We start from the raw sequence: 19,882 nt of genomic DNA on the forward strand, positions 1-19,882 counted from the left end.
TAAGTTTATCAACCTAAGCTTGTTATTGCAGTAAATAATCAAATTTATAGGGCTAATTTAATATATTAAAATGTAACCCAGCTATCGTAATAAGTATCTGATTGATATACTGGAGTTCAAATAGGAAATTGAGAATGTAATGAGCAACAAACGACTTTTATTTATTCCCGTATCATCACCAGAAGGCATTGGTGAATATATGCGCTCGTTGTTGTTGGCTCAAAGTTTAAAGGCAGAACTTACTGATTCTCTGGATATTCACTTCATATTAAACAAGCATACAAGCTACGCAAAAAAGTGTCCTTTTGAAGCCACATTGCTTGAACACTCAGCGACTAAAGAGCTTGATTCTGTTTGCGACTTTATAGAGCAATTTAAACCTGACGTCGTTGTTTTTGATTGTGCAGGACGTGCAGGGCATATGAAAGCGGCTAAAAAAGTAGGCGCTAAAGTTGTATTTATTTCTCAGCATGCAAAAAAACGCGCTAAAGGCTTGAAGCTAAACAGGATTAATTTAATTGATACACATTGGGTAGTACAGCCTGATTATTGTATTGAGCCACTTACATGGGCTGAAAGTGCGAAGTTAGACATGTTTCCCTTGGCACACCCTCGTAATGTAGGCCCTTTTGTTCCATTTGCTTCTTGTGAGCAAAAACGTGATGTTTTAAATCGCTATAACTTAGTATCTGATGGCTATTTTATTGTTAATGCGGGTTCTGGCGGGCATATATTAAATAATCTTAATTGTGCTGAGGTTTACTTTAAAGCCGCGCTTAAAATTACTAAGCATACTGGTTTAAAAGCAGTTGTAGTGTTTGGTGCAAATTATAATAAAGCAATTCCTAAAAGTGATGAGGTTACTTGTTTATCAAGCCTGCAAGGAACCGAATTTTTGGCATTAATGAGCCAAGCTAAAGTCGCATTACTTAGTGGTGGAGATACTTTATTGCAAGCAATTGCAGTTCAAACCCCTGTTGTGGCATGTGCTATCTCAAAAGATCAAAATACACGTTTGGATCATTGCGTTAATGCAGGTGCTGTAATAAAAGCGAATCTTGATATTGATGAAATCACTACGAAAATAGCTCAGGTTATTAGCGAGCCTTTTTATAGTGAATTTATTGGTAAATATAAGCAACTCGATAGCACACATAGCTTCGATGTGATCACTACCGGTATAAAAAATATGCTTGTAGGAGATCGCTTATGAATATAGTGATTGTAATTGATTCACTAGTAGGTGGTGGTGCTGAAAAAGTAATGCTTACCTTGGCTGAAAAAATGGCGAAACTACAGCACAATGTCACTATATTATCTCTTGCGAGCAACGCTGAGTATGACATTCCTGATATAGTTAAAGTTGATAGCCTTTTTCCTGATAGAGCATCTAAAGTAGATAGATTCTGGCAGCGAAAAAATAGTATTTTGCGATTAGAAGCGTGGTTTGAAAAAAAACAAAGCGAGATTGGCAATATTGCTCTAGTGCTTTCTAACCTTGATAGAAGTAATAATTTACTTGCACGTAGTAATATCAAAAATGTTCATTTTGTTATTCATAACTCCGTCAATGCAGAACTTGCTCGTCAAAAAAAGTTAGGTCCATTTTCATATTTATACCTTAAAAAAAGTAAACAAAATTTAAATGGTAAATCACTTATTTGCGTATCAAAGGGTGTTGAAAAAGAAATAACACAAGGGGATTTAATTAACCCAAGTGCAATCGCGACTATTTATAACCCGTTCGATTTTGAAAAAATAAACCAACAAGCAAATGAGAAAAATAACAATATCCCAAATGAGCCTTACTTAATTCATGTAGGAAGACTCGCCAAACAAAAACGCCACGATATATTATTTGCAGCATTTGCAAAGCTTGATAAAAAATACAAGTTAGTCCTTTTATGTAATAAACCGGCTAAGGCGCTAAAGCTTGCACAGCAATACGGCATAGAAAAACAGTTAGTAGTGCCAGGATTTCAACAAAACCCATACAACTGGATTAAGCATGCCAAAGCTTTAGTGTTGAGTTCTGATTTTGAAGGGCTGCCAACGGTATTAATTGAGGCTTTAGCAGTGGGGACTCCGGTAGTCAGCACTAATTGTACATTTGGACCAAGCGAGATATTAACAGGCGAGCTAAGTAAATATTTAGTACCCGTTCAACAAAGTGAGGCATTAGCCAATGCTGTTAAGTTGGTGCTAGCAGATAAGCCAAATGTAGAAAACGCAGAAATTCTAAAACAAGTACAGGCAGAGCAAGTTGCTCTGCAGTATTTAGCCTTGGCTAACTAAGTTAACTGATATTAGGTTAACTGATATTAGGTTAACTGATATTGGCGAGCGCTTTGAAGTAGTTGCTGTGCAGAGTTTGCCAGTCATTCGCTTGCCAATTAAATGCATCATTTCGACCTTGTTCTTTTAAAAATGAGCGCTCAAGGCGTGTTATATTACTTTGTTGCCACTGTGGGTTAGGCATTCTTATTTCACCTCTGTCAAAGTCGATAATATACACATCACCAATATCATTAAATAAAATGTTATTAATGTTTAAATCAGCGTGGTAAACGCCTTTTGAATGAAATAGCGCGATTGTTTTAGCAATGCGCTCCAACTCATCTTCAGTCAATGGGCGTTCAATTAATATATCGAGTACACTTTTAGCGCCTTTAACAGCCTCGGTAATAATATCACCACGATAAATTAACCCGCTGCGGGTTACTTTAGCTGCAATAGGGGTGGGTACGTTTAAACCAAGCTCTATAAGTTTACTCATTAAGCTAAACTCTTTATACACACGGGTTTTTTCAAGCCCTGGGTATAAATATTGATCGCTTAGCAATTTACCCACTAAACCACCGCGCCAATAATGCCTAAGTACGGCTGTTAATTTGTCTTGTTTAAAAAACCATGCTGTTGCTCTGCCTTTTTTAGCACCCACAATTTTATTTTGTTGTTGCCAATAATTTGCATCAAACCAATCGAGGGTAATTTGGCTTGTGTATTTAGGGTGCCTTAATACAGTGTGGTTGCCTTGCACGTGTTGTTTAAACATAGCTCTGTGTAATTGCTAAATAATGTGTCTATATTAGCGCGTTTTAAAGCGCAGGATAAGTGCTTGCAATAGCGTGATTATAATTTAAGATCGGCTTTTGTATTTAATACCTAAGGGAATGTGTGACTCAAGCTCCTAATTATTCATCTATTTGTATATTAAGACTCTCTGCCATTGGTGACGTATGTCATGGTGTGAGTGCTGTACAAGCCATTCAAAAAGCACACCCGAATGCAAAAATCACCTGGGTAATTGGCAAAATAGAAGCCATGTTACTTGCTGACTTACCGGGTGTTGAGCTGGTGGTATTTGATAAAAAGCAAGGCAAAGCAGCGCTTAAAAGCTTAAAGCAACGCTTCAACAACCAAAAGTTTGATGTGCTTCTTAATATGCAAGTTGCATTAAGGGCTGGGTTTGTAGCGCGCTGTATTCCTGCAAAAGTAAAAATAGGGTTCGATTGGGCACGTTCAAAAGAATTGCACAGCTTATTTATTAATAAACGAATAGACCCACAAGCCCAGGCGCATGTGCTTGAAGGCTTTAAAGGTTTTGCAAAAGCCATTGGTGTAGCTGATTATAAACCGAGTTGGGACATGCCATATACCGAGCAAGACCAAGCGGTTGCAGATGAGTTATTAACATCAGAATACCTAACTAATAAACTATTAGTAATATCGCCCGCAGCTAGTAAAGCGCAGCGTAATTGGCTCGCTGATCGTTATGCCACATTGGCTGATTATGCAAGCGAGCAAGGCTTTAAGGTGGTATTGACGGGTGGCCCAACAGAGCTTGAGATTAACCTAGCAAATAGCATTATTGAGCACAGCAACACGCCTATTTTAAATTTAGTCGGTAAAACAAAACTCAAAGAGTTGTTGTGCGTGTTAAAGCGTGGCAGCTTAGTGCTCGCGCCCGATACGGGTCCTGCGCATATGGCAGTAACAGTTGGTACGCCGGTTATTGGTTTATATGCACATTCAAATCCAGCACGCACAGGTCCTTATTTATATCAAGACTACGTGGTAGAGGTTTATCATCAAAACTTGTTTAAGCAAACAGGTAAAACGGCTGAGCAAGTCTCGTGGGGGACACGCGTAAAAGGCGATGATTTAATGAGCCAAATTACAGTTGATGATGTAAAAGCGATGTTTGACCATGTTGTACAAAAAGAGTCTTTGTAATGAATACACAACAAAAAAATAAAGCGCTTTTTTTAGATCGAGATGGCGTGGTAAATGTTGATCATGGTTATGTGTATCAAAGCGATAAATTTGAATTTATTGACGGTGTTTTTAGCACTTGTAAAGCATTTTATGATGCAGGCTATAAAATCATAATCGTCACTAATCAATCTGGAATTGGTCGAGGTTATTACACCGAAGCTGATTTTTTAGCACTGACCGACTGGATGAAAGACCAGTTTAGTGCCCACAGCATTGAAGTTACAGATGTGTATTTTTGCCCGCATCACCCAAAAAAAGCGCACCCTGAATATTTGAAAGAGTGCAGTTGCAGAAAGCCTGCGCCAGGTATGTTATTACAAGGCATACAAGAGCATAACATCGACTCTGCTTGCAGTATTATGGTGGGCGATAAACTCAGTGATATGCAGGCTGCGAAAAAAGCAGGGATCACTACACGCATTTTAGTGCGTTCAGGTCAAAGCTTTGACGAAAGCGCTAAGCAAGAAGCTGATTTAATTATCGATTCTATAAGTAGTTTACCTGCACTTTTAAACACATAAATAAACAGCCTGTAAACTGGCAGGAATTCCTTCCAACTTAGGGCGTTTGCGACGAACTGCAAACCGTGCATTTTACCCATTAAACTTTTACAATACCCCGCATAATAAACAGCCGCGAAAGTGCGGTTGTTTACCCGTTCAAATATATGGAGAACCTAGATGAGAGCATCTGCTTTTTTTAGCCAGCTACAACAGCAAATTGAAGACGTAAAAACCGAAGGTTTGTATAAAAACGAACGTATTATCAAATCCCAGCAGCAAGCTCAAATCGAAGTTGCATCAGGTAAAGTAATCAACTTTTGTGCTAATAACTATTTAGGTTTAGCTAATAGCCCAGAGTTAATTGAAGCGGCGCAGAATGGTTTAAATAATCATGGTTTTGGTGTGGCTTCAGTACGTTTTATTTGTGGCACGCAAGATATCCATAAAACACTAGAGCAAAAAATCAGTGCGTTTTTAGAAACAGAGGATACTATTTTATATTCTTCATGTTTTGATGCAAACACAGGTTTGTTTGAAACTATTTTAGGCGCAGAAGACGCTATTATTTCTGATTCATTAAATCATGCATCAATTATTGACGGTGTACGTTTATGTAAAGCTAAGCGTTTTCGTTATGCAAATAACGACATGGCTGATCTTGAGAAGCAACTTATTGCAGCAGATGAAGCCGGTGCTAAAACTAAACTAATTGCTACCGATGGCGTGTTTTCTATGGACGGCGTTATTTGTAATTTAGAAGCTGTGTGCGACTTAGCCGATAAATATGATGCGCTTGTAATGGTAGATGACTCTCACGCAGTTGGCTTTGTTGGCGAAAACGGTAAGGGTACACCTGAGTACTGTAATGTATTAGACCGTGTAGATATTATCACCGGTACATTAGGTAAGGCGCTGGGCGGTGCTTCAGGTGGTTATACATCAGGTAAAAAAGAAATTGTTGAATGGTTACGTCAGCGTTCACGCCCATACTTGTTCTCAAACTCATTAGCGCCTTCAATTGTTACTGCATCAATTAAAGTACTTGAAATGCTTGAAAATGGCGGCGAGCTTCGTGCTAAACTTTGGTCAAATGCTAAATATTTCCGTGAGCAAATGGAAGCTGCTGGTTTTACGTGTGCAGGTAAAGATCATGCAATTATCCCTGTAATGCTAGGAGATGCCAAAGTAGCCTCGTTAATGGCTGATAAATTACTTGCTGAAGGCATTTACGTAACCGGTTTTTCATTCCCTGTAGTACCAAAAGGGCAAGCGCGTATTCGTACACAAATTTCAGCGGCACATAGTATTGAGCAACTCGATACAGCTATCGATGCATTTACCCGTATTGGTAAAGAAATGGGCGTTATTTAATTTTATTTTAAACCGAAGCCTCGCTTCGGTTTTTTAGTTGAGTGTGGATTATGAAAGCATTATCTAAATTAAAAGCAGAACCGGGCATTTGGATGACAGATGCACCAAAGCCAGAAGTAGGTCATAACGACTTACTGATTAAAATTCGCAAAACAGCTATTTGTGGTACCGACGTACATATTTACAAGTGGGACGAATGGGCAAGTAAAACCATTCCAACGCCTATGGTTGTTGGCCATGAATATGTTGGTGAAGTCGTTGATATGGGTCAAGAAGTTCGTGGCTTTCAGGTTGGCGACCGCGTATCTGGCGAAGGGCATATTACGTGTGGTCACTGTCGAAATTGTCGTGCAGGGCGTGTACATTTATGCCGTAATACAACGGGTGTAGGTGTAAACCGTGAAGGTGCGTTTGCCGAATATTTAGTTATTCCTGCATTTAACGCATTTAAAATTCCAGATAATATTTCTGACGAACTCGCTTCTATTTTTGACCCATTTGGTAACGCAGTTCATACCGCACTATCGTTTGACTTAGTTGGCGAAGATGTACTTATCACTGGTGCAGGCCCAATTGGTATTATGGCAGCAGCTGTTGCAAAACATGTTGGTGCTCGCCACGTTGTAATTACCGACGTAAACGAATACCGCCTAGATTTAGCACGTAAAATGGGGGCTTCACGCGCTGTAAACGTTGCCAATGAAAAGCTTGAAGATGTAATGAAAGAGCTAGGTATGACAGAGGGTTTTGATATTGGCCTTGAAATGTCAGGTGTGCCAAGCGCGTTTAATTCAATGCTTAATAATATGAACCACGGCGGTAAAATTGCCATGCTAGGTATTCCACCATCTGATATGGCAGTTGACTGGAACCAAGTTATTTTTAAAGGTTTAGTGATTAAAGGTATTTACGGTCGCGAAATGTTCGAAACGTGGTACAAAATGGCAAGTTTGATTCAATCTGGCCTAGATTTAAACCCAATCATTACACATCAATATTCTGTGGATGACTTCCAAGCTGGCTTTGATATGATGATTTCAGGTCAGTCAGGTAAAGTAATTTTAAACTGGGATTAGTTCCTCACTAAATTACAAGAAGGGCGGCTTTAGCCGCCTTTTTTATACTATTAATTAAAGAGATTTCAATGGCATTTAAACATATTTCTATAGCGCAAACGTTAGAGCTTTTAGATAAAGAAGACGTGGTAATTGCAGATATTCGCGATCCTAATTCGTATCAAGCCGGTCGCATTCCAGGCTCAGAAGCACTTTCTAACGGTAATATCGCACAATTTATGATGGAAAAAGAATTCGATCAGCCAATTATTATTGTCTGCTACCACGGTATGAGCTCACAAGGCGCAGCTAGCTATCTAGTTGAGCAAGGTTTTGAAGACGTTTACAGTATGGATGGCGGCTTTACAGCTTGGGAAGCTGCTTACAGCGAGAAAGTAGAGCGATGATAGAGCTTGGCAGTTTAAATAACCCGCGCGCCGCACAAGGCTTTATAGATTATTTAAAAAGCCAAGGCCTAGATGCAAAGATACACTCGGCAGATGGCAGTAATGTCATTATTAGCGTGACTGAGGAGGACTTTCATCAAGTTCAGCCGTTATGGGCGGAATTTACACAAAACCCTAACCATGAACGCTATCAACAAGCTTCATGGGATGTAGGTAGCACACAATCGCCGCTTAAATATCAAGGGCAATCACTTAATCTAATGACGCGATTTAAAGCGCTCAGCTGGTTAAATCAAACCGTAAGTATTGTAAGCGTTATAATTTATTTTGCTTTTTTACTAGGTGGTTTTGAGACCATTTACACCATGATGCAGTTTAAACCTACGCAGCCTTTAAGTTGGTTAACGCCCGCCCTCGTACATTTTAGCGCGATGCATATAGTGTTTAATTTAATTTGGTGGATGTCGCTTGGTGACAATATCGAAAAGCAATGCGGGAAACTCAGCCTAATAGGTTTGTTTTTAGTAACTGCACTTATAAGTAATTGGGCACAATACTTAATGGTTGGCCCCAATTTTGGCGGCTTGAGTGGTGTGGTGTATGGGCTACTTGGTTTTTGCTGGATTCATAGCTTTTTAAATCCTAACAAGCCTGCCCTAGTTAGTACGGCTATTGTTGGCTTTATGTTGATTTGGTTAGTGCTTGGGTTTGCTGATGTATTGTTTGTAGGTATGGCTAATTGGGCGCACTTAGGTGGGTTAGTTAGCGGTATGGCTTTTGCCTATACCGCCAAAATATTTAACGCAAAACGTTAAATACTAATGATATAAATATTTAGTGAACAAGACTTCACGGATGATCTCTTGTCCTGTTTCTTCTTTTAGCAGGCTTTTTAGTTTTTCGGCGCACTTTGCACGTATTTCTTCACGGCCAGTAAGTGATTTTATTTTTTCTTCTGGTTCTTTAGATAAAATCTCTACTAGGGCATCACGAAGTAATGGCGTGTGGTGTTCAACCACTGCAATATCAGAAGTATCAGTAAGCATTAAATCAATAGTTACACGTACATAGCCCATTTTTTTACTTGATGCGCCAATGTAGTTGGTGATTATATCTGGCTCAAAACCAAAATAACCAACAGTGGATTCAGCACGAGCTGTAAAGCTTATAACGCTTACAAAGAACGTAAAAAGACCTGCGTATACTATTTTTTTCATATTTAAAGCGTTTCTTAAAACTTGTTACAAATAGTTTATACTTAATAGTAGGTAATAAACAGCGCCAAGCAATTATTTATGGTTATAAAACATCACTTTTTCAAAAGCTTTGGCAATGGTATCATCTCGTTGTTTTTTATTTTGTTGAGCTATTGTGATTACTTATCCTCTGTCTATATCTGCTAATTGGCAGTCCACTTCTTATATAAGTGACTTATCTCCTCTAGAGCAAGAGTGGCTTTTTGAACAGAATTCATTAACGGCTAAATTAAAAAGCAACTCAAAAACTTTTAATGTAAAGGTATTAAGTGAGCAGTTATTTACTTTAAGCCCAGAGCAAAACTTACTACTAAACAGCACAGCTAAAACAGCTATTAATCGAGAAGTTCTCTTACTGTGCGATAACAAACCTGTGGTGTACGCACAAAGCTGGCTTCCGAAAAATGATTCTATTAATCCTTTGCACAATATGGGCGAGCGTCCTTTAGGTGATGTGATTTTTCAAGACCCAGCATTAAAACGAACGGATATAGAAATTGCTTATTTTGATGACACGCACCCTATTCAGCAATTAGTTACAAAATTGAACTTACCCGAGAAAAACTTACTAGGGCGTCGAAGTGTATTCTCACTCAAAGAATATAAGTTTTTAGTGTGTGAAGTGTTTTTACCTGGAGCATATTTATACTCATGAAATTAGCCGCTTTAAAGCCAAAACATATTCCTTATTATATACAGTTAATGCGTATAGATAAGCCCATTGGTACCTTGTTATTACTTTGGCCAACATACTGGGCTTTATGGCTTGCTAATAGTGGGATGCCGAGCTTACTCAACTTTATTGTATTTACGCTGGGCGTTGTTGTTATGCGTAGCGCAGGGTGTGTAATTAATGATTTTGCAGATAGAAAAATAGACGGCTCGGTAAAACGCACAGCTCAACGGCCGCTAGCTTCAGGACAGGTGAGTAGTGGTGAAGCACTTAGTCTATTTTTACTACTCATAGTTATTGCGTTCATTTTAGTATTAATGCTTAGCGTCAATACTATTTTGCTTTCTTTTGGTGCTTTGGCTTTAGCCTTTTGTTACCCCTTTATGAAGCGCTATACACAGTTACCTCAAGTTGTTTTAGGGGCTGCATTTGGTTGGGCTATTCCTATGGCGTATATGGCTTCAATTAATGCACTACCACAGCAGGCATGGTTATTATTTATAGCCAATATTTGCTGGACAGTGGCTTACGACACCATGTATGCGATGGTTGATAGGGACGACGATTTAAAAATAGGGGTAAAATCAACCGCTATTTTATTTGGTAAATACGACCGCCATATTATCTTTTTACTTAATGCTGTATTTATAGCGTTGGTTGCTTTTATTGGTATAAGCAATCATTTAAGTGTCGCATTTGGCGTTGGTTTAAGTATTGCTGTGGGCCTATTGGCATACCAACAAACGCTTATTCATAAACGTGAAAGAGATGCCTGTTTTAAAGCGTTTTTAAATAATCATTACGTGGGTTTGGCTATCTTTATAGGGTTATTACTTTCATACCCAATAGCATTTTAAAAGCCTCAATAAAGGCTGTTAAAATGCTCTATTAGGAGTTATCGGGGCGGATCAATAATACCGCTAATAGAGGCGTTTTTCCTAAACCAGCCTGCAATAGAATAGCGATCGTCAACGGCGGGAAGTACTTCGTGGGCAAAGCGTTCGCTTTCAAACATTACTAATGTGCCAGCAGTTGGTTTAATTGTTATTTCTATCTCTTTACTTTTAGGTTTATAAATAACAAGTTCGCCACCTTGCTTAGGCGTATTTAAATAAAGTACCGTTGTAAATACTCGATTAGAGCGACCTTTAAATGCATCTAAGTGCTTTTTGTAAAAATCACCCTGTGTATATTTTGCATAATGGCATTCGTAATCAAATAACCCCATAAAAAAACTGCGATTTAACGTGGTCTTTATACTTTGCATTATTGCTTGATAGGTAAGCTGTGCTTGAGAGCTGCCGTCAAACCAATAGGTTTTATCAGTACGTACGGTTTTATCTATTTGTAAGTCATTTAATCGACCAATACCAGCAAGGCTAAAGTGAGGGTTTATACGGTGGCAGTCTGCAACTAAATCGTTAACTAAATCGGCAATAAGCGCGTTATGAATTACGGTATATCCTTGGCGTTCTATATCATCTAAATAGACATCAGGACCAAAAAGTGTGTTCATTCACATCAGCTGTTTAAAAAAGGTGCGACAGTGTAGCCGAAAAGCTGTTAAAAGCTACCGTTTATTGTGCCGCACTTTTTGAAACATCAGATTAGCTAAATGCAGCACCCGCTTTTTTTATAAGCGATAGTAAATGCTCTACATGTTCAGTAATCGACGTCTGTTGGCTTGTTTGTACAACGAGTTGTTCGTGGTTTAAACCTTTATTTGTTTTTAGTTGTACTAATTCAGAATTCTCTGCGATTGCATTAGCATGTTCAATGCTTGCAATAGCAAAATGATCTGATTTAACTACACCTGCCATTACTTGCTCAATACTGCCCACTTTAATACTTGATGATTTATTTAAAGAATCAATTGCTTCATTAAGCATAGTTTGTACTTGTTTAGACTCAGAGAAACAGCCAAACATCGGGTAGCTATCAAGGTTTTGTTTACTTATATCGTTTTTATGGGCAAGAGGGTGGTTTTTTGAAACAAATAACACAAGCTGATCAGGTAAGTGAATGTCACTGCCAATACTATTAATAGCTTGAGAGTATACGCTAATGTCTATTTCACCTTGTTGGAGTTTGCGTGTTAGCTCTTGCTGATCTTGTAGCTGCATCTCAATTTTTATATGAGGGTATTGAGCTAAAAACTGTCCACAAGAAATAGGGACTATGCTGCTTGCCTTATTGGTATACCCAATAACGAGCTTTTCATTGGCATTACCGTTTACTGATTGAAAAATCCGCCTTTTCGTTAGCTCAAGTTCCGATAGGGTCGTTTTAGCATATTCTAGAAAAAGCTCGCCTTCTGGCGTTAATTTAACAGAGCGTGTTGAGCGTTTTACTAACTCATATCCCATTTCATCTTCAAGTGTTTGAATGCTGCGCGTTAGCGCTGAAGTACTAATTTGGGTTTGTTCAGCAGCTTGTCTAAAATGACGTAATATACCAAGTGCTACAAATTGCTCTAATTGTTCAAATCTCACTTTATAGTCCCTTTTTATAAGTAAGTCGCAGATACCACGGACATCAAATATATTAATTTTTATTCTAAAGTTTAGTAAAATTCTATATTGAAATACGGTTGCAAGTTCATACGTGTTTCCAGCAGGATACCCCCCTTTTAGTATTAATTAAAGAGAAAAGCGACCAAATAGTATTACTTTTTAAATTCATAACTAGTTGTTTATTGTATTTTATCTATGTTTTTGCAATGGGCTAGCTAAGTAAACTTATTTTTAGTCAGTAAGTTAGTTAGTATATTTGGATTAAATTGTTCTAATTAATAAAAAAGTACGCCCCAAAAAGGGGCGTTCATACAACATGATTGTGACAAATAATAGAGTGTTTTATTTATAATAAACTATTTTACAAAATTTCTATTTATTCGGCTACTTAGTGGTTTATTTTCAATGCTTTGTAGTTCTATCTCGATTGCATCACAGGAAATATGTATTTCAAATAAAGACGTTAATAACGATAAACTTAAGCAAGCTAAGCTAATGCCAAATAAAATAATTCCTGTGGCATTAAACTCAATAAATAATGCAAACATTGATAGTGTACACAGTAGAAAAGAGGCTACCCCGTACACTTGCATCGTTCTAATTAGCTTAATACGTTTACGTAAGTTAGTGATTTGGGCCACTACAACAGGCCGAATAGATTCACCTTCACGTGCATTTAGCTCCCTAATTAATTGCGCTAAAACTAAAAATCGGTTTGTATAGGCGAGTAATAGCAGCGATATGGCCGGAAAAAGTAAGCCTGGGGTTGTTAGTGTCATGTTTATTCCTTAAAAGTACAGCATGCTAATAATCTAGCGCAGGATATTGTTAACACAAAATAAATGAGGTGAATATTGCAAAATATTAATAATAACAATTCAACAGATAGCTCTTTTCAATGGGTTACAATTTATAAAGCTGAAAATACTTTGGAAGCGAATATCGTAAAAGGCTTAATACAAACTGCTGGAATAGAGTGTAAAATTAAAGGCGAGATGCTCCAAGGGGCGCTTGGAGAAATTCCATATGATCAGGCGCAAGTTAGTGTGCAGGTTTATGCGATAAAAGAGCGCCATGCGCGGCAAATATTGGTAAACTATCAACAAGTAAAACAATCCGCTCCAGATTGGGTATGCCCTAATTGTAATGAGCATAATGGATCAACATTTGATTTTTGTTGGTCGTGTGAGACGTTAAAGAATGACTAAAGCAAATAATTTTCAGCGTATTAGAGAGCTTAACTATTTACAAAAGGCCGTCTTAGCAAGTGCTTTAATAGAGCGAATGCTGCCAAATTACGGTTTATTTAGCGAAGCAACGGGTTTTGGTGATGAAACCTTATTACGTAATTCGCTTAATGTTTGTTGGGAAAAAATATTACTGCCTAAAAGTAAAATAGATCTCGAAAAACAAGTTGAAAAAATAGAGCCAAATGTTCCTGAACTTGCTGATTTTGATATGTTTGGTACTTATCCTGCTATTGATGCTGCAACGTCTTTACTTAGCTTAATGCACGGTTTAGTGGCGCAAGATGAGCAAGAGTTCATTAGTGTGAGCAAAATATCTCAAGCAACAGTGGCTCGCTTTATTGAATATCAAATGACGGTTGAAGGTGAGATTGCTGATAACACAGCAGTGAGAGAGCACCCATTAATGCAGTACGAAATTGAAGTATTAGGTGAGCTAATTGATTTTGTAGAAAATATGGGGCGTATTACCTCTGATAGCGTAAAGGCACTCAAAAAGTTTGCCCTTGAAGATGGCCAAACAAATATTGGTCTTACGTTATAAAAGTAGCAAAGTAGAATTTAAAAGGCAGGAGAAGTACAGTGCGAATTTTAGGCATTGAATCGTCATGTGATGAAACGGGTATTGCAATATATGATGACGAAAAAGGCTTGTTAGCTCATCAATTATACAGCCAAGTAAAAGTACACGCTGATTACGGCGGTGTAGTGCCGGAACTTGCATCGCGCGATCATGTTCGTAAAACATTACCACTTATAGATGCAGCTTTTGCACAAGCAGGTTGTGGCCCTGAAGATTTAGACGGTATTGCTTATACTGCAGGCCCAGGTCTAGTTGGTGCCTTATTGGTAGGTACGTCTATTGGTCGTTCATTAGCATACGGTTGGGATATACCTGCGGTAGCAGTACATCACATGGAAGGGCATTTACTTGCTCCGATGCTTGAGGAAAATACTCCTGAGTTTCCGTTTATTGCATTGCTTGTATCGGGCGGTCATACCATGATGGTTAAAGTAGCGGGTATTGGACAATACGAAGTACTAGGTGAGTCAGTTGATGATGCCGCAGGCGAGGCCTTTGATAAAACGGCTAAGTTACTTGGTCTTGATTACCCCGGTGGCCCGCGCTTAGCTAAAATGGCTGAACAAGGCGTAGCAAAGCGCTTTGTATTTCCTCGCCCTATGACCGACAAGCCAGGTCTTGATTTTAGTTTTAGTGGTTTAAAAACAGCGGCATCAATCACGATTCGTGAAAATGACGACGACGATCAAACCAAAGCTGATATAGCGCATGCATTTCAAACTGCGGTTATTGATACCCTCGTTATTAAGTGTAAGCGTGCGCTTAAACAAACAGGTATTAAGCGTTTGGTTATCGCCGGTGGTGTGAGTGCAAATACACAGCTTCGACTGCAGCTCGAACGCGTAATGAAAGGTATGAAAGGCGAAGTGTTTTATCCGCGTACTGAATTTTGTACCGACAATGGTGCAATGATTGCTTATGCCGGAATGCAACGTTTAAAAGTAGGGCAATTTGCCACGCTTGATATGAAAACAAAACCTCGTTGGCCTATAGATAGCCTTGAGCCGATTTAATGACTCATATTTTAGATATTTTTGTTTTCATCGGTGGGTGCTTTTTTAGCACCCACTTTTGGTTCTTCCCCGCTAAATAATCGAATAATATTAGTACGGTGACGAAATATAATTAACAGCGTGATAAAAGTAACGGGAAGAGTATAAAGTGGCTTTATTAGCCATGTATACAAGGGCGCTAAAGATACAGCTACAAGCGCTGCCAGTGATGAATAGCGTGTTATTGCCACTATAACTAACCAAGTACACACAAGTAAACCAGCCAATGATAAGCCAATAGGTAATAATGAGCCAAATGCCGTTGCTACGGCTTTACCGCCTTTGAAGCTAAAAAACAGTGGGTACATATGGCCTAAACAAGCAGCTACTGCGACTAAACCAAGCTCTAAAGGTTCAACTTCTAAAAAATAAGCCCCCCATACCGGAATAGTGCCTTTTAAAATATCAAACACTAGAACCAAGCAAGCCGGAAATGCTCCGCCTAATCTATAAACATTTGTAGCTCCTGGGTTGTTAGAACCACTATTACGAGGGTCTGGGAGTTTGAACAACCGCGACACTAAAATAGCCGACGAAATAGACCCAAATAAATAAGCTAAAACAAACATTATAGTGGCTAACACGCGCTTCCTTATTTTTTAATTGCTATACCAATTGATAGTGCTTTTAGGCTATTATTGGCAGCAAAATTTATCGTAAAAATTATTAACAGGCTATTTAATAGCTAGTTTAGTTATTTTGCTATTGTAGAAGTTATTTTTACATATTTAAACACTGGCTAAACCATATACAGTATTAATTTTATTGATGCTTAGTATAGTTGCTTAGTAGTTTGTTGTTATTTGGAGTATCAATGGATAAGGTTTTTATATCTCAATTGCACGTCGACACTATTATTGGAGTGTACGACTTTGAAAAAGAAAGTAAACAGAGCCTTTATTTTGATATTGAAATGCTAAGCGATATTAAGCCTGCAGCTGAAAATGACGATATTAATTTAGCACTCGATTACTCAAAAGTAAGTGAGCGAGTTATTGAGCACTGCACTTTAAAACCTGTAGAGTTGCTAGAAACTTTAGTTGAACAATTAGCGCATATTATTTTAAGCGAGTTTAATACTCCACAAGTTACTATAAGAGTAAGTAAACCAGCAGCAGTAGCACAAGCGCAAACTGTAGGTGTTGAAATTACACGTGTTAAGGCAACTGACTAAATGGCTCAAATTTATATCAGCCTAGGGTCAAATATAAATAAAGCGCATTATATACAATGTGCATTAATTGCACTTAAGCAGCACTTTGAACATATTGTACACTCGTCTGTTTTTGAAAGTGAAGCAGTTGGGTTTGCTGGCAATAATTTTTATAATTCAGTCGTTGGCGCTACAACTGATATGTCGCTTGCTGATGTATGCGCTTTATTAAAACAAATAGAGCGTGATAATGGGCGTACAGCGAACGATAAAAAATTTAGTCCACGAACGCTCGATTTAGATTTACTGTTTTATGATGATGTAATTTGCGACTCCCCAGCGCAATTACCACGTGATGAAATAACTAAAAATGCATTTGTATTACAACCTCTGAGTGAGGTTGCCCCAGATTTTTATCATCCTGTAGCTAAGCAAACGATTGCGCAGTTATGGAATGAATATAACAACCCTCAACAAAAGCTATGGAAGGTGGAGTTTGCTAACCCATGAGTATCATCGAAATAATTATTTTAGCCCTCATACAGGGATTTACTGAGTTTTTACCAATATCTAGTTCTGCGCATTTAATTCTCCCATCGCAAATTTTAGGCTGGGAAGATCAAGGGCTTGCGTTTGACGTGGCAGTACATGTTGGTACTTTAATTGCCGTTGTTATTTATTTTCGCAAAGAGGTCGTCGACATACTCAGTGCGTGGTTTAAATCCTTTGGAACACAGGGTACTACTGATGATAGTAAGCTAGGTTGGTGGATAATTTTAGGCACTGTGCCTGCCGCTATTTTAGGCTTACTTTTAAAAGACTTTATAGAGTTGTACCTACGAAGCGCTTGGGTAATTGCTACTACCACAATTGTGTTTGGTTTATTGCTTTGGTACGCGGATGCAAAAGGTAAGCAAATTAAAACTATTTATCAGCTTAATTGGAAAACAGCACTTATTATTGGTTTTGCACAAGCAGTTGCAATGATCCCGGGAACTTCTCGCTCAGGTATCACGATGACAGCTGGTTTAATGCTTGGAATGAATAAGCAAAGCGCAGCGCGTTTTTCGTTCTTACTAGCGATTCCGATTATTTCTATGATGGGGCTTTATTATATTGCAGAGCTTGCTTTGGGTGACCATGTGGTTGATTGGAATACATTATTACTAGGTGTGGTGCTATCGTTCTTATCGGCTTATGCATGTATATTTATGTTTTTAAAAGTAATAGAGCGAATGGGCATGTTGCCATTTGTGATATATCGTTTATTGCTCGGTATAGGTTTAATAGTATTTTTAATGATGTAAGTAGTCGTTAACCACTAATTAAATGTAACTGCTATACACAAAGCCAAAAAAGCACCTTTAGGTGCTTTTTTTGATTTTTAAATTCAGCTTACAAATTTAACAAATAAGATTCTATAAACTGACGTTGGTTAGCTGCTTTTGGCGCTGTTTTAAATATCAGAGTATTACCATTTTTACGTAACTTTAGCTCATTAGTAAATTTACATTCAATAGCGTTAAATTGTGCAATGTCATTTTTAAAGCTTTGATCTTTTTCGCACATGTAAGCCATTTCGTTTGCAACTTGTGCACAAAATGAACCCACGGCATATTTTTTTAAGTTTTCATCATCAATGCCTTCCCAATTTACATTGGTATTTATTTTTAATCCACATTGCTTATCTATTTCGTTATTAGCGGCAGCTATATTTTTTTGTTGATACCCTAAATGCTTTTCACGATTAAACTTCGCTAGTTTAGCTTGAGTACCTTTATTCAACTGTTGATCGTATTGCGCTTTTAAATCTTCAACAATGGCAGGGTTTGATTCTTCTTTTTTTGATAAGTAAGTTCCATCACGAGTGTCTGGAATATAAAGGGTGTAAGAGCAACAGCGATAGCCTTCTTCAACACTTACTAAACTTCTTTGTGACCCATCGTAAGTATATTTGTACGCTTTATTACTACCGTGGGGCTTTAAATCGGTTAAAAATACAATGCCATCAATATCATGATTTATGCCTGTTACTTTTACTAAAGCTTGTTTTTTATCTGTTGTTGGGGCAATAACAACATTAACGCCTTCGCCTGAACTTAGTTCTATTGGGTACTTAGCAAATTCCAAAGCAAAGCTTTTTTGACTAAGTAAAATACAGGCTATAAAGAATAGTTTTTTCATATTAAGTCCTTTTTAAGTTTTAAAGTTATATAGCAAGCTGGTTTATAACATTGATAATAATTGATTAAAAGCAATGCAGGGTAGGTGAACGTGCCTATTTTTTGATTTTTAGCGTTTAAAAAACTAATTAACGTGTTTTTGGCACGAGTGAATTGTGCAGACGTACATAGTAACTAAGCACGAATTTTGGCATTATAGCGCCATTAAACTTTGCATAGCTGTAAAGTGAGCATACGATTTAAGGAAAGTATATGCATATACATATTTTGGGTATTTGTGGCACGTTTATGGGCGGTATTGCAGCCATTGCTAAATCGTTGGGTCATAAAGTAACGGGTTCCGATCAAAACGTTTACCCACCAATGAGTACGCAACTTGAAGAGCTTGGCATTGAACTAACTCAAGGCTACGACGTATCTCAATTAGAGCCAAAACCAGATATGGTCGTTATTGGTAATGCAATGAGCCGTGGTAACCCGTGTGTTGAATATGTGCTTGATAAAGGCCTGCCTTATACTTCAGGCCCTGAGTGGCTTAAGCATAACTTACTGCAAGATTCTTGGGTGCTTGCGGTTGCTGGTACGCATGGTAAAACAACCACAGCAAGTATGCTTGCGTGGGTGTTAGAGTACGCAGGTTTAAAACCAGGGTTTTTAATTGGCGGCATAGTGCAAAATTTTGGTGTATCGGCAAAAGTGGGTGAAACGCCTTTTTTTGTTATTGAAGCCGATGAATACGACACTGCTTTTTTTGATAAGCGCAGTAAGTTTGTGCATTACCTCCCGCGTACACTTATCTTAAATAATCTTGAATTCGATCACGCTGATATTTTTGAAGATTTAAACGCAATAAAAAAACAATTTCATCACTTAATGCGTACATTACCTCAAAGCGGCAAGGTAATTTGGCCAAAGCAAGACGTAGCGCTTAATGACGTAATAGCACAAGGGCTTTGGAGCGAAAGCGAAACGCTAGGCGATGATTGGAGCTATGAATTAATAAAAGCCGATGGAAGTGAGTTTAATGTATTACTTAATGGCGAAAAGCAGGGCACTGTCTGTTGGCAAGCAATAGGCGAGCATAACGTTAAAAATGCGATTATGACTATCGCAGCAGCGCGCCATGTGGGTATAGCCATTGATCATAGTATTGATGCGTTAGGAGAATTTATTAGCCCTAAAAGGCGTATGGAGCTAAAGGCGGATATAAATAATATTAAAGTGTATGACGACTTTGCGCATCACCCAACAGCAATTAAAACTACGCTTGCAGGATTGCGCGCAAAAGTAGGCGATGAAAAAATTATCGCTATTTTAGAGCCGCGCTCAAACACCATGAAAATGGGCGTGCACCAATATACATTATTAGATTCATTACGTGATGCTGACAACGTACTCCTTTTTGAACCAGAGAATCTAAATTGGTCGCTAAAAGAGCAAGCAGATAAAGCAGGCATGCAGTGCTTTAGCAGCACGCAAACAATTATTGATACGGTGCTTGAAAATATTGAGCCTAATCAACACATTTTAATTATGAGCAATGGCGGTTTTAATGGCCTTCATCAACACCTTGTTGATGGTTTAGCTGATAAATACAGCGGAGAATAG

Annotated in this window: 24 protein-coding genes; 17 read left to right on the plus strand and 7 right to left on the minus strand. The window is 38.2% G+C overall.

Features of this window, described 5'->3' with window-relative positions; translation table 11 throughout:
* Positions 1-139 precede the first annotated feature (139 nt).
* Both QT16_RS17325 and QT16_RS17330 read left to right on the plus strand, forming a co-directional pair.
* Positions 140-1,213 carry a hypothetical protein gene (locus QT16_RS17325; protein ID WP_039489656.1) on the plus strand — a complete coding sequence of 358 codons (1,074 nt, stop codon included), beginning with the start codon at positions 140-142 and terminating at the stop codon, positions 1,211-1,213.
* Entirely contained in the window at positions 1,210-2,295 is a 1,086-nt protein-coding gene (locus tag QT16_RS17330) for a glycosyltransferase (protein ID WP_039489658.1), read from the plus strand. The genes QT16_RS17325 and QT16_RS17330 overlap by 4 nt, the downstream gene beginning before the upstream one ends.
* A gap of 31 nt (positions 2,296-2,326) precedes the next feature.
* On the opposite strand, the gene QT16_RS17335 is transcribed toward QT16_RS17330, so the two are convergent.
* Positions 2,327-3,055, minus strand: coding sequence for a 3-deoxy-D-manno-octulosonic acid kinase (locus tag QT16_RS17335; protein ID WP_039489659.1), 729 nt, complete (start codon positions 3,053-3,055; stop codon positions 2,327-2,329).
* 122 nt (positions 3,056-3,177) lie between these two features.
* On the opposite strand from QT16_RS17335, the gene QT16_RS17340 reads away from it, so the two are divergent.
* From QT16_RS17340 to glpG, 6 genes are all read left to right on the plus strand, one after another.
* The gene (locus QT16_RS17340) at positions 3,178-4,236 is read left to right on the plus strand and encodes a glycosyltransferase family 9 protein (protein ID WP_039489662.1); all 1,059 of its coding nucleotides are present in this window, start codon (positions 3,178-3,180) and stop codon (positions 4,234-4,236) included.
* Positions 4,236-4,799: a D-glycero-beta-D-manno-heptose 1,7-bisphosphate 7-phosphatase gene (gene gmhB / locus QT16_RS17345; protein WP_039489663.1), complete on the plus strand. Its 564-nt coding sequence runs from the start codon at positions 4,236-4,238 to the stop codon at positions 4,797-4,799. The genes QT16_RS17340 and gmhB overlap by 1 nt, the downstream gene beginning before the upstream one ends.
* Before the next feature lie 159 nt (positions 4,800-4,958).
* The gene (locus tag QT16_RS17350) at positions 4,959-6,152 is read left to right on the plus strand and encodes a glycine C-acetyltransferase (RefSeq protein ID WP_002961055.1); all 1,194 of its coding nucleotides are present in this window, start codon (positions 4,959-4,961) and stop codon (positions 6,150-6,152) included.
* A 50-nt stretch (positions 6,153-6,202) separates the two neighbouring features.
* A complete protein-coding gene (gene tdh, locus QT16_RS17355; RefSeq protein ID WP_024595694.1) occupies positions 6,203-7,228 on the plus strand; it encodes an L-threonine 3-dehydrogenase in 1,026 nt (341 codons plus the stop codon).
* A gap of 68 nt (positions 7,229-7,296) precedes the next feature.
* On the plus strand, positions 7,297-7,614 hold the full coding sequence (gene glpE / locus QT16_RS17360) for a thiosulfate sulfurtransferase GlpE (protein ID WP_010554397.1): 318 nt from the start codon (positions 7,297-7,299) through the stop codon (positions 7,612-7,614).
* Positions 7,611-8,429: a rhomboid family intramembrane serine protease GlpG gene (gene glpG / locus QT16_RS17365; protein WP_039489665.1), complete on the plus strand. Its 819-nt coding sequence runs from the start codon at positions 7,611-7,613 to the stop codon at positions 8,427-8,429. The genes glpE and glpG overlap by 4 nt, the downstream gene beginning before the upstream one ends.
* Before the next feature lie 3 nt (positions 8,430-8,432).
* On the opposite strand, the gene QT16_RS17370 is transcribed toward glpG, so the two are convergent.
* The gene (locus QT16_RS17370) at positions 8,433-8,831 is read right to left on the minus strand and encodes a flagellar basal body-associated protein FliL (protein WP_002961049.1); all 399 of its coding nucleotides are present in this window, start codon (positions 8,829-8,831) and stop codon (positions 8,433-8,435) included.
* A 154-nt stretch (positions 8,832-8,985) separates the two neighbouring features.
* Between QT16_RS17370 and QT16_RS17375 the strand changes: the two genes are divergently transcribed.
* Together QT16_RS17375 and ubiA are read left to right on the plus strand one after the other, a co-directional pair.
* Positions 8,986-9,525 (plus strand): chorismate--pyruvate lyase family protein, encoded by a 540-nt coding sequence (locus tag QT16_RS17375; RefSeq protein WP_002961048.1) that lies wholly within the window; start codon positions 8,986-8,988, stop codon positions 9,523-9,525.
* A complete protein-coding gene (gene ubiA / locus QT16_RS17380) occupies positions 9,522-10,400 on the plus strand; it encodes a 4-hydroxybenzoate octaprenyltransferase (RefSeq protein WP_039489667.1) in 879 nt (292 codons plus the stop codon). The genes QT16_RS17375 and ubiA overlap by 4 nt, the downstream gene beginning before the upstream one ends.
* A 38-nt stretch (positions 10,401-10,438) precedes the next feature.
* On the opposite strand, the gene QT16_RS17385 is transcribed toward ubiA, so the two are convergent.
* The 3 genes from QT16_RS17385 to QT16_RS17395 all read right to left on the minus strand — a co-directional run bounded on the left by QT16_RS17385 (position 10,439) and on the right by QT16_RS17395 (position 12,835).
* Positions 10,439-11,059 carry a 2OG-Fe(II) oxygenase gene (locus tag QT16_RS17385; protein WP_002961046.1) on the minus strand — a complete coding sequence of 207 codons (621 nt, stop codon included), beginning with the start codon at positions 11,057-11,059 and terminating at the stop codon, positions 10,439-10,441.
* Positions 11,060-11,150: 91 nt separating this feature from the next.
* Positions 11,151-12,035, minus strand: coding sequence for a LysR family transcriptional regulator (locus tag QT16_RS17390; RefSeq protein WP_039489669.1), 885 nt, complete (start codon positions 12,033-12,035; stop codon positions 11,151-11,153).
* Positions 12,036-12,412: 377 nt separating this feature from the next.
* The gene (locus tag QT16_RS17395) at positions 12,413-12,835 is read right to left on the minus strand and encodes a DUF2721 domain-containing protein (RefSeq protein ID WP_002961042.1); all 423 of its coding nucleotides are present in this window, start codon (positions 12,833-12,835) and stop codon (positions 12,413-12,415) included.
* Positions 12,836-12,910: 75 nt separating this feature from the next.
* Here QT16_RS17395 and QT16_RS17400 point away from each other — a divergent pair, with 75 nt between their 5' ends.
* From QT16_RS17400 to tsaD, 3 genes are read left to right on the plus strand one after another with little or no spacing between them, the layout of a single operon-like run.
* Complete coding sequence (locus tag QT16_RS17400; protein ID WP_002961041.1) at positions 12,911-13,264, plus strand: putative signal transducing protein; 354 nt, start codon at positions 12,911-12,913, stop codon at positions 13,262-13,264.
* On the plus strand, positions 13,257-13,847 hold the full coding sequence (locus tag QT16_RS17405) for a YjaG family protein (RefSeq protein ID WP_002961040.1): 591 nt from the start codon (positions 13,257-13,259) through the stop codon (positions 13,845-13,847). The genes QT16_RS17400 and QT16_RS17405 overlap by 8 nt, the downstream gene beginning before the upstream one ends.
* 38 nt (positions 13,848-13,885) lie before the next feature.
* Positions 13,886-14,899, plus strand: a complete 1,014-nt coding sequence (gene tsaD / locus QT16_RS17410; RefSeq protein ID WP_002961039.1) for a tRNA (adenosine(37)-N6)-threonylcarbamoyltransferase complex transferase subunit TsaD — start codon at positions 13,886-13,888, stop codon at positions 14,897-14,899.
* Positions 14,900-14,910: 11 nt separating this feature from the next.
* On the opposite strand, the gene plsY is transcribed toward tsaD, so the two are convergent.
* Positions 14,911-15,522: a glycerol-3-phosphate 1-O-acyltransferase PlsY gene (gene plsY, locus QT16_RS17415; RefSeq protein ID WP_039489672.1), complete on the minus strand. Its 612-nt coding sequence runs from the start codon at positions 15,520-15,522 to the stop codon at positions 14,911-14,913.
* 230 nt (positions 15,523-15,752) lie between these two features.
* Here plsY and folB point away from each other — a divergent pair, with 230 nt between their 5' ends.
* From folB to QT16_RS17430, 3 genes are read left to right on the plus strand one after another with little or no spacing between them, the layout of a single operon-like run.
* Positions 15,753-16,112, plus strand: coding sequence for a dihydroneopterin aldolase (gene folB, locus QT16_RS17420; protein WP_024604056.1), 360 nt, complete (start codon positions 15,753-15,755; stop codon positions 16,110-16,112).
* On the plus strand, positions 16,113-16,601 hold the full coding sequence (gene folK / locus QT16_RS17425) for a 2-amino-4-hydroxy-6-hydroxymethyldihydropteridine diphosphokinase (RefSeq protein WP_039489674.1): 489 nt from the start codon (positions 16,113-16,115) through the stop codon (positions 16,599-16,601).
* On the plus strand, positions 16,598-17,398 hold the full coding sequence (locus tag QT16_RS17430; RefSeq protein ID WP_039489676.1) for an undecaprenyl-diphosphate phosphatase: 801 nt from the start codon (positions 16,598-16,600) through the stop codon (positions 17,396-17,398). Before folK ends, QT16_RS17430 begins: the two co-directional genes overlap by 4 nt.
* A gap of 88 nt (positions 17,399-17,486) precedes the next feature.
* On the opposite strand, the gene QT16_RS17435 is transcribed toward QT16_RS17430, so the two are convergent.
* On the minus strand, positions 17,487-18,275 hold the full coding sequence (locus QT16_RS17435; protein ID WP_002961030.1) for a hypothetical protein: 789 nt from the start codon (positions 18,273-18,275) through the stop codon (positions 17,487-17,489).
* Between the two features lie 251 nt (positions 18,276-18,526).
* On the opposite strand from QT16_RS17435, the gene mpl reads away from it, so the two are divergent.
* Positions 18,527-19,882, plus strand: a complete 1,356-nt coding sequence (mpl, locus tag QT16_RS17440; protein ID WP_039489678.1) for a UDP-N-acetylmuramate:L-alanyl-gamma-D-glutamyl-meso-diaminopimelate ligase — start codon at positions 18,527-18,529, stop codon at positions 19,880-19,882.

The sequence above is a fragment of the Pseudoalteromonas distincta genome (assembly GCF_000814675.1).
GTDB classification, from domain to species: domain Bacteria; phylum Pseudomonadota; class Gammaproteobacteria; order Enterobacterales; family Alteromonadaceae; genus Pseudoalteromonas; species Pseudoalteromonas distincta.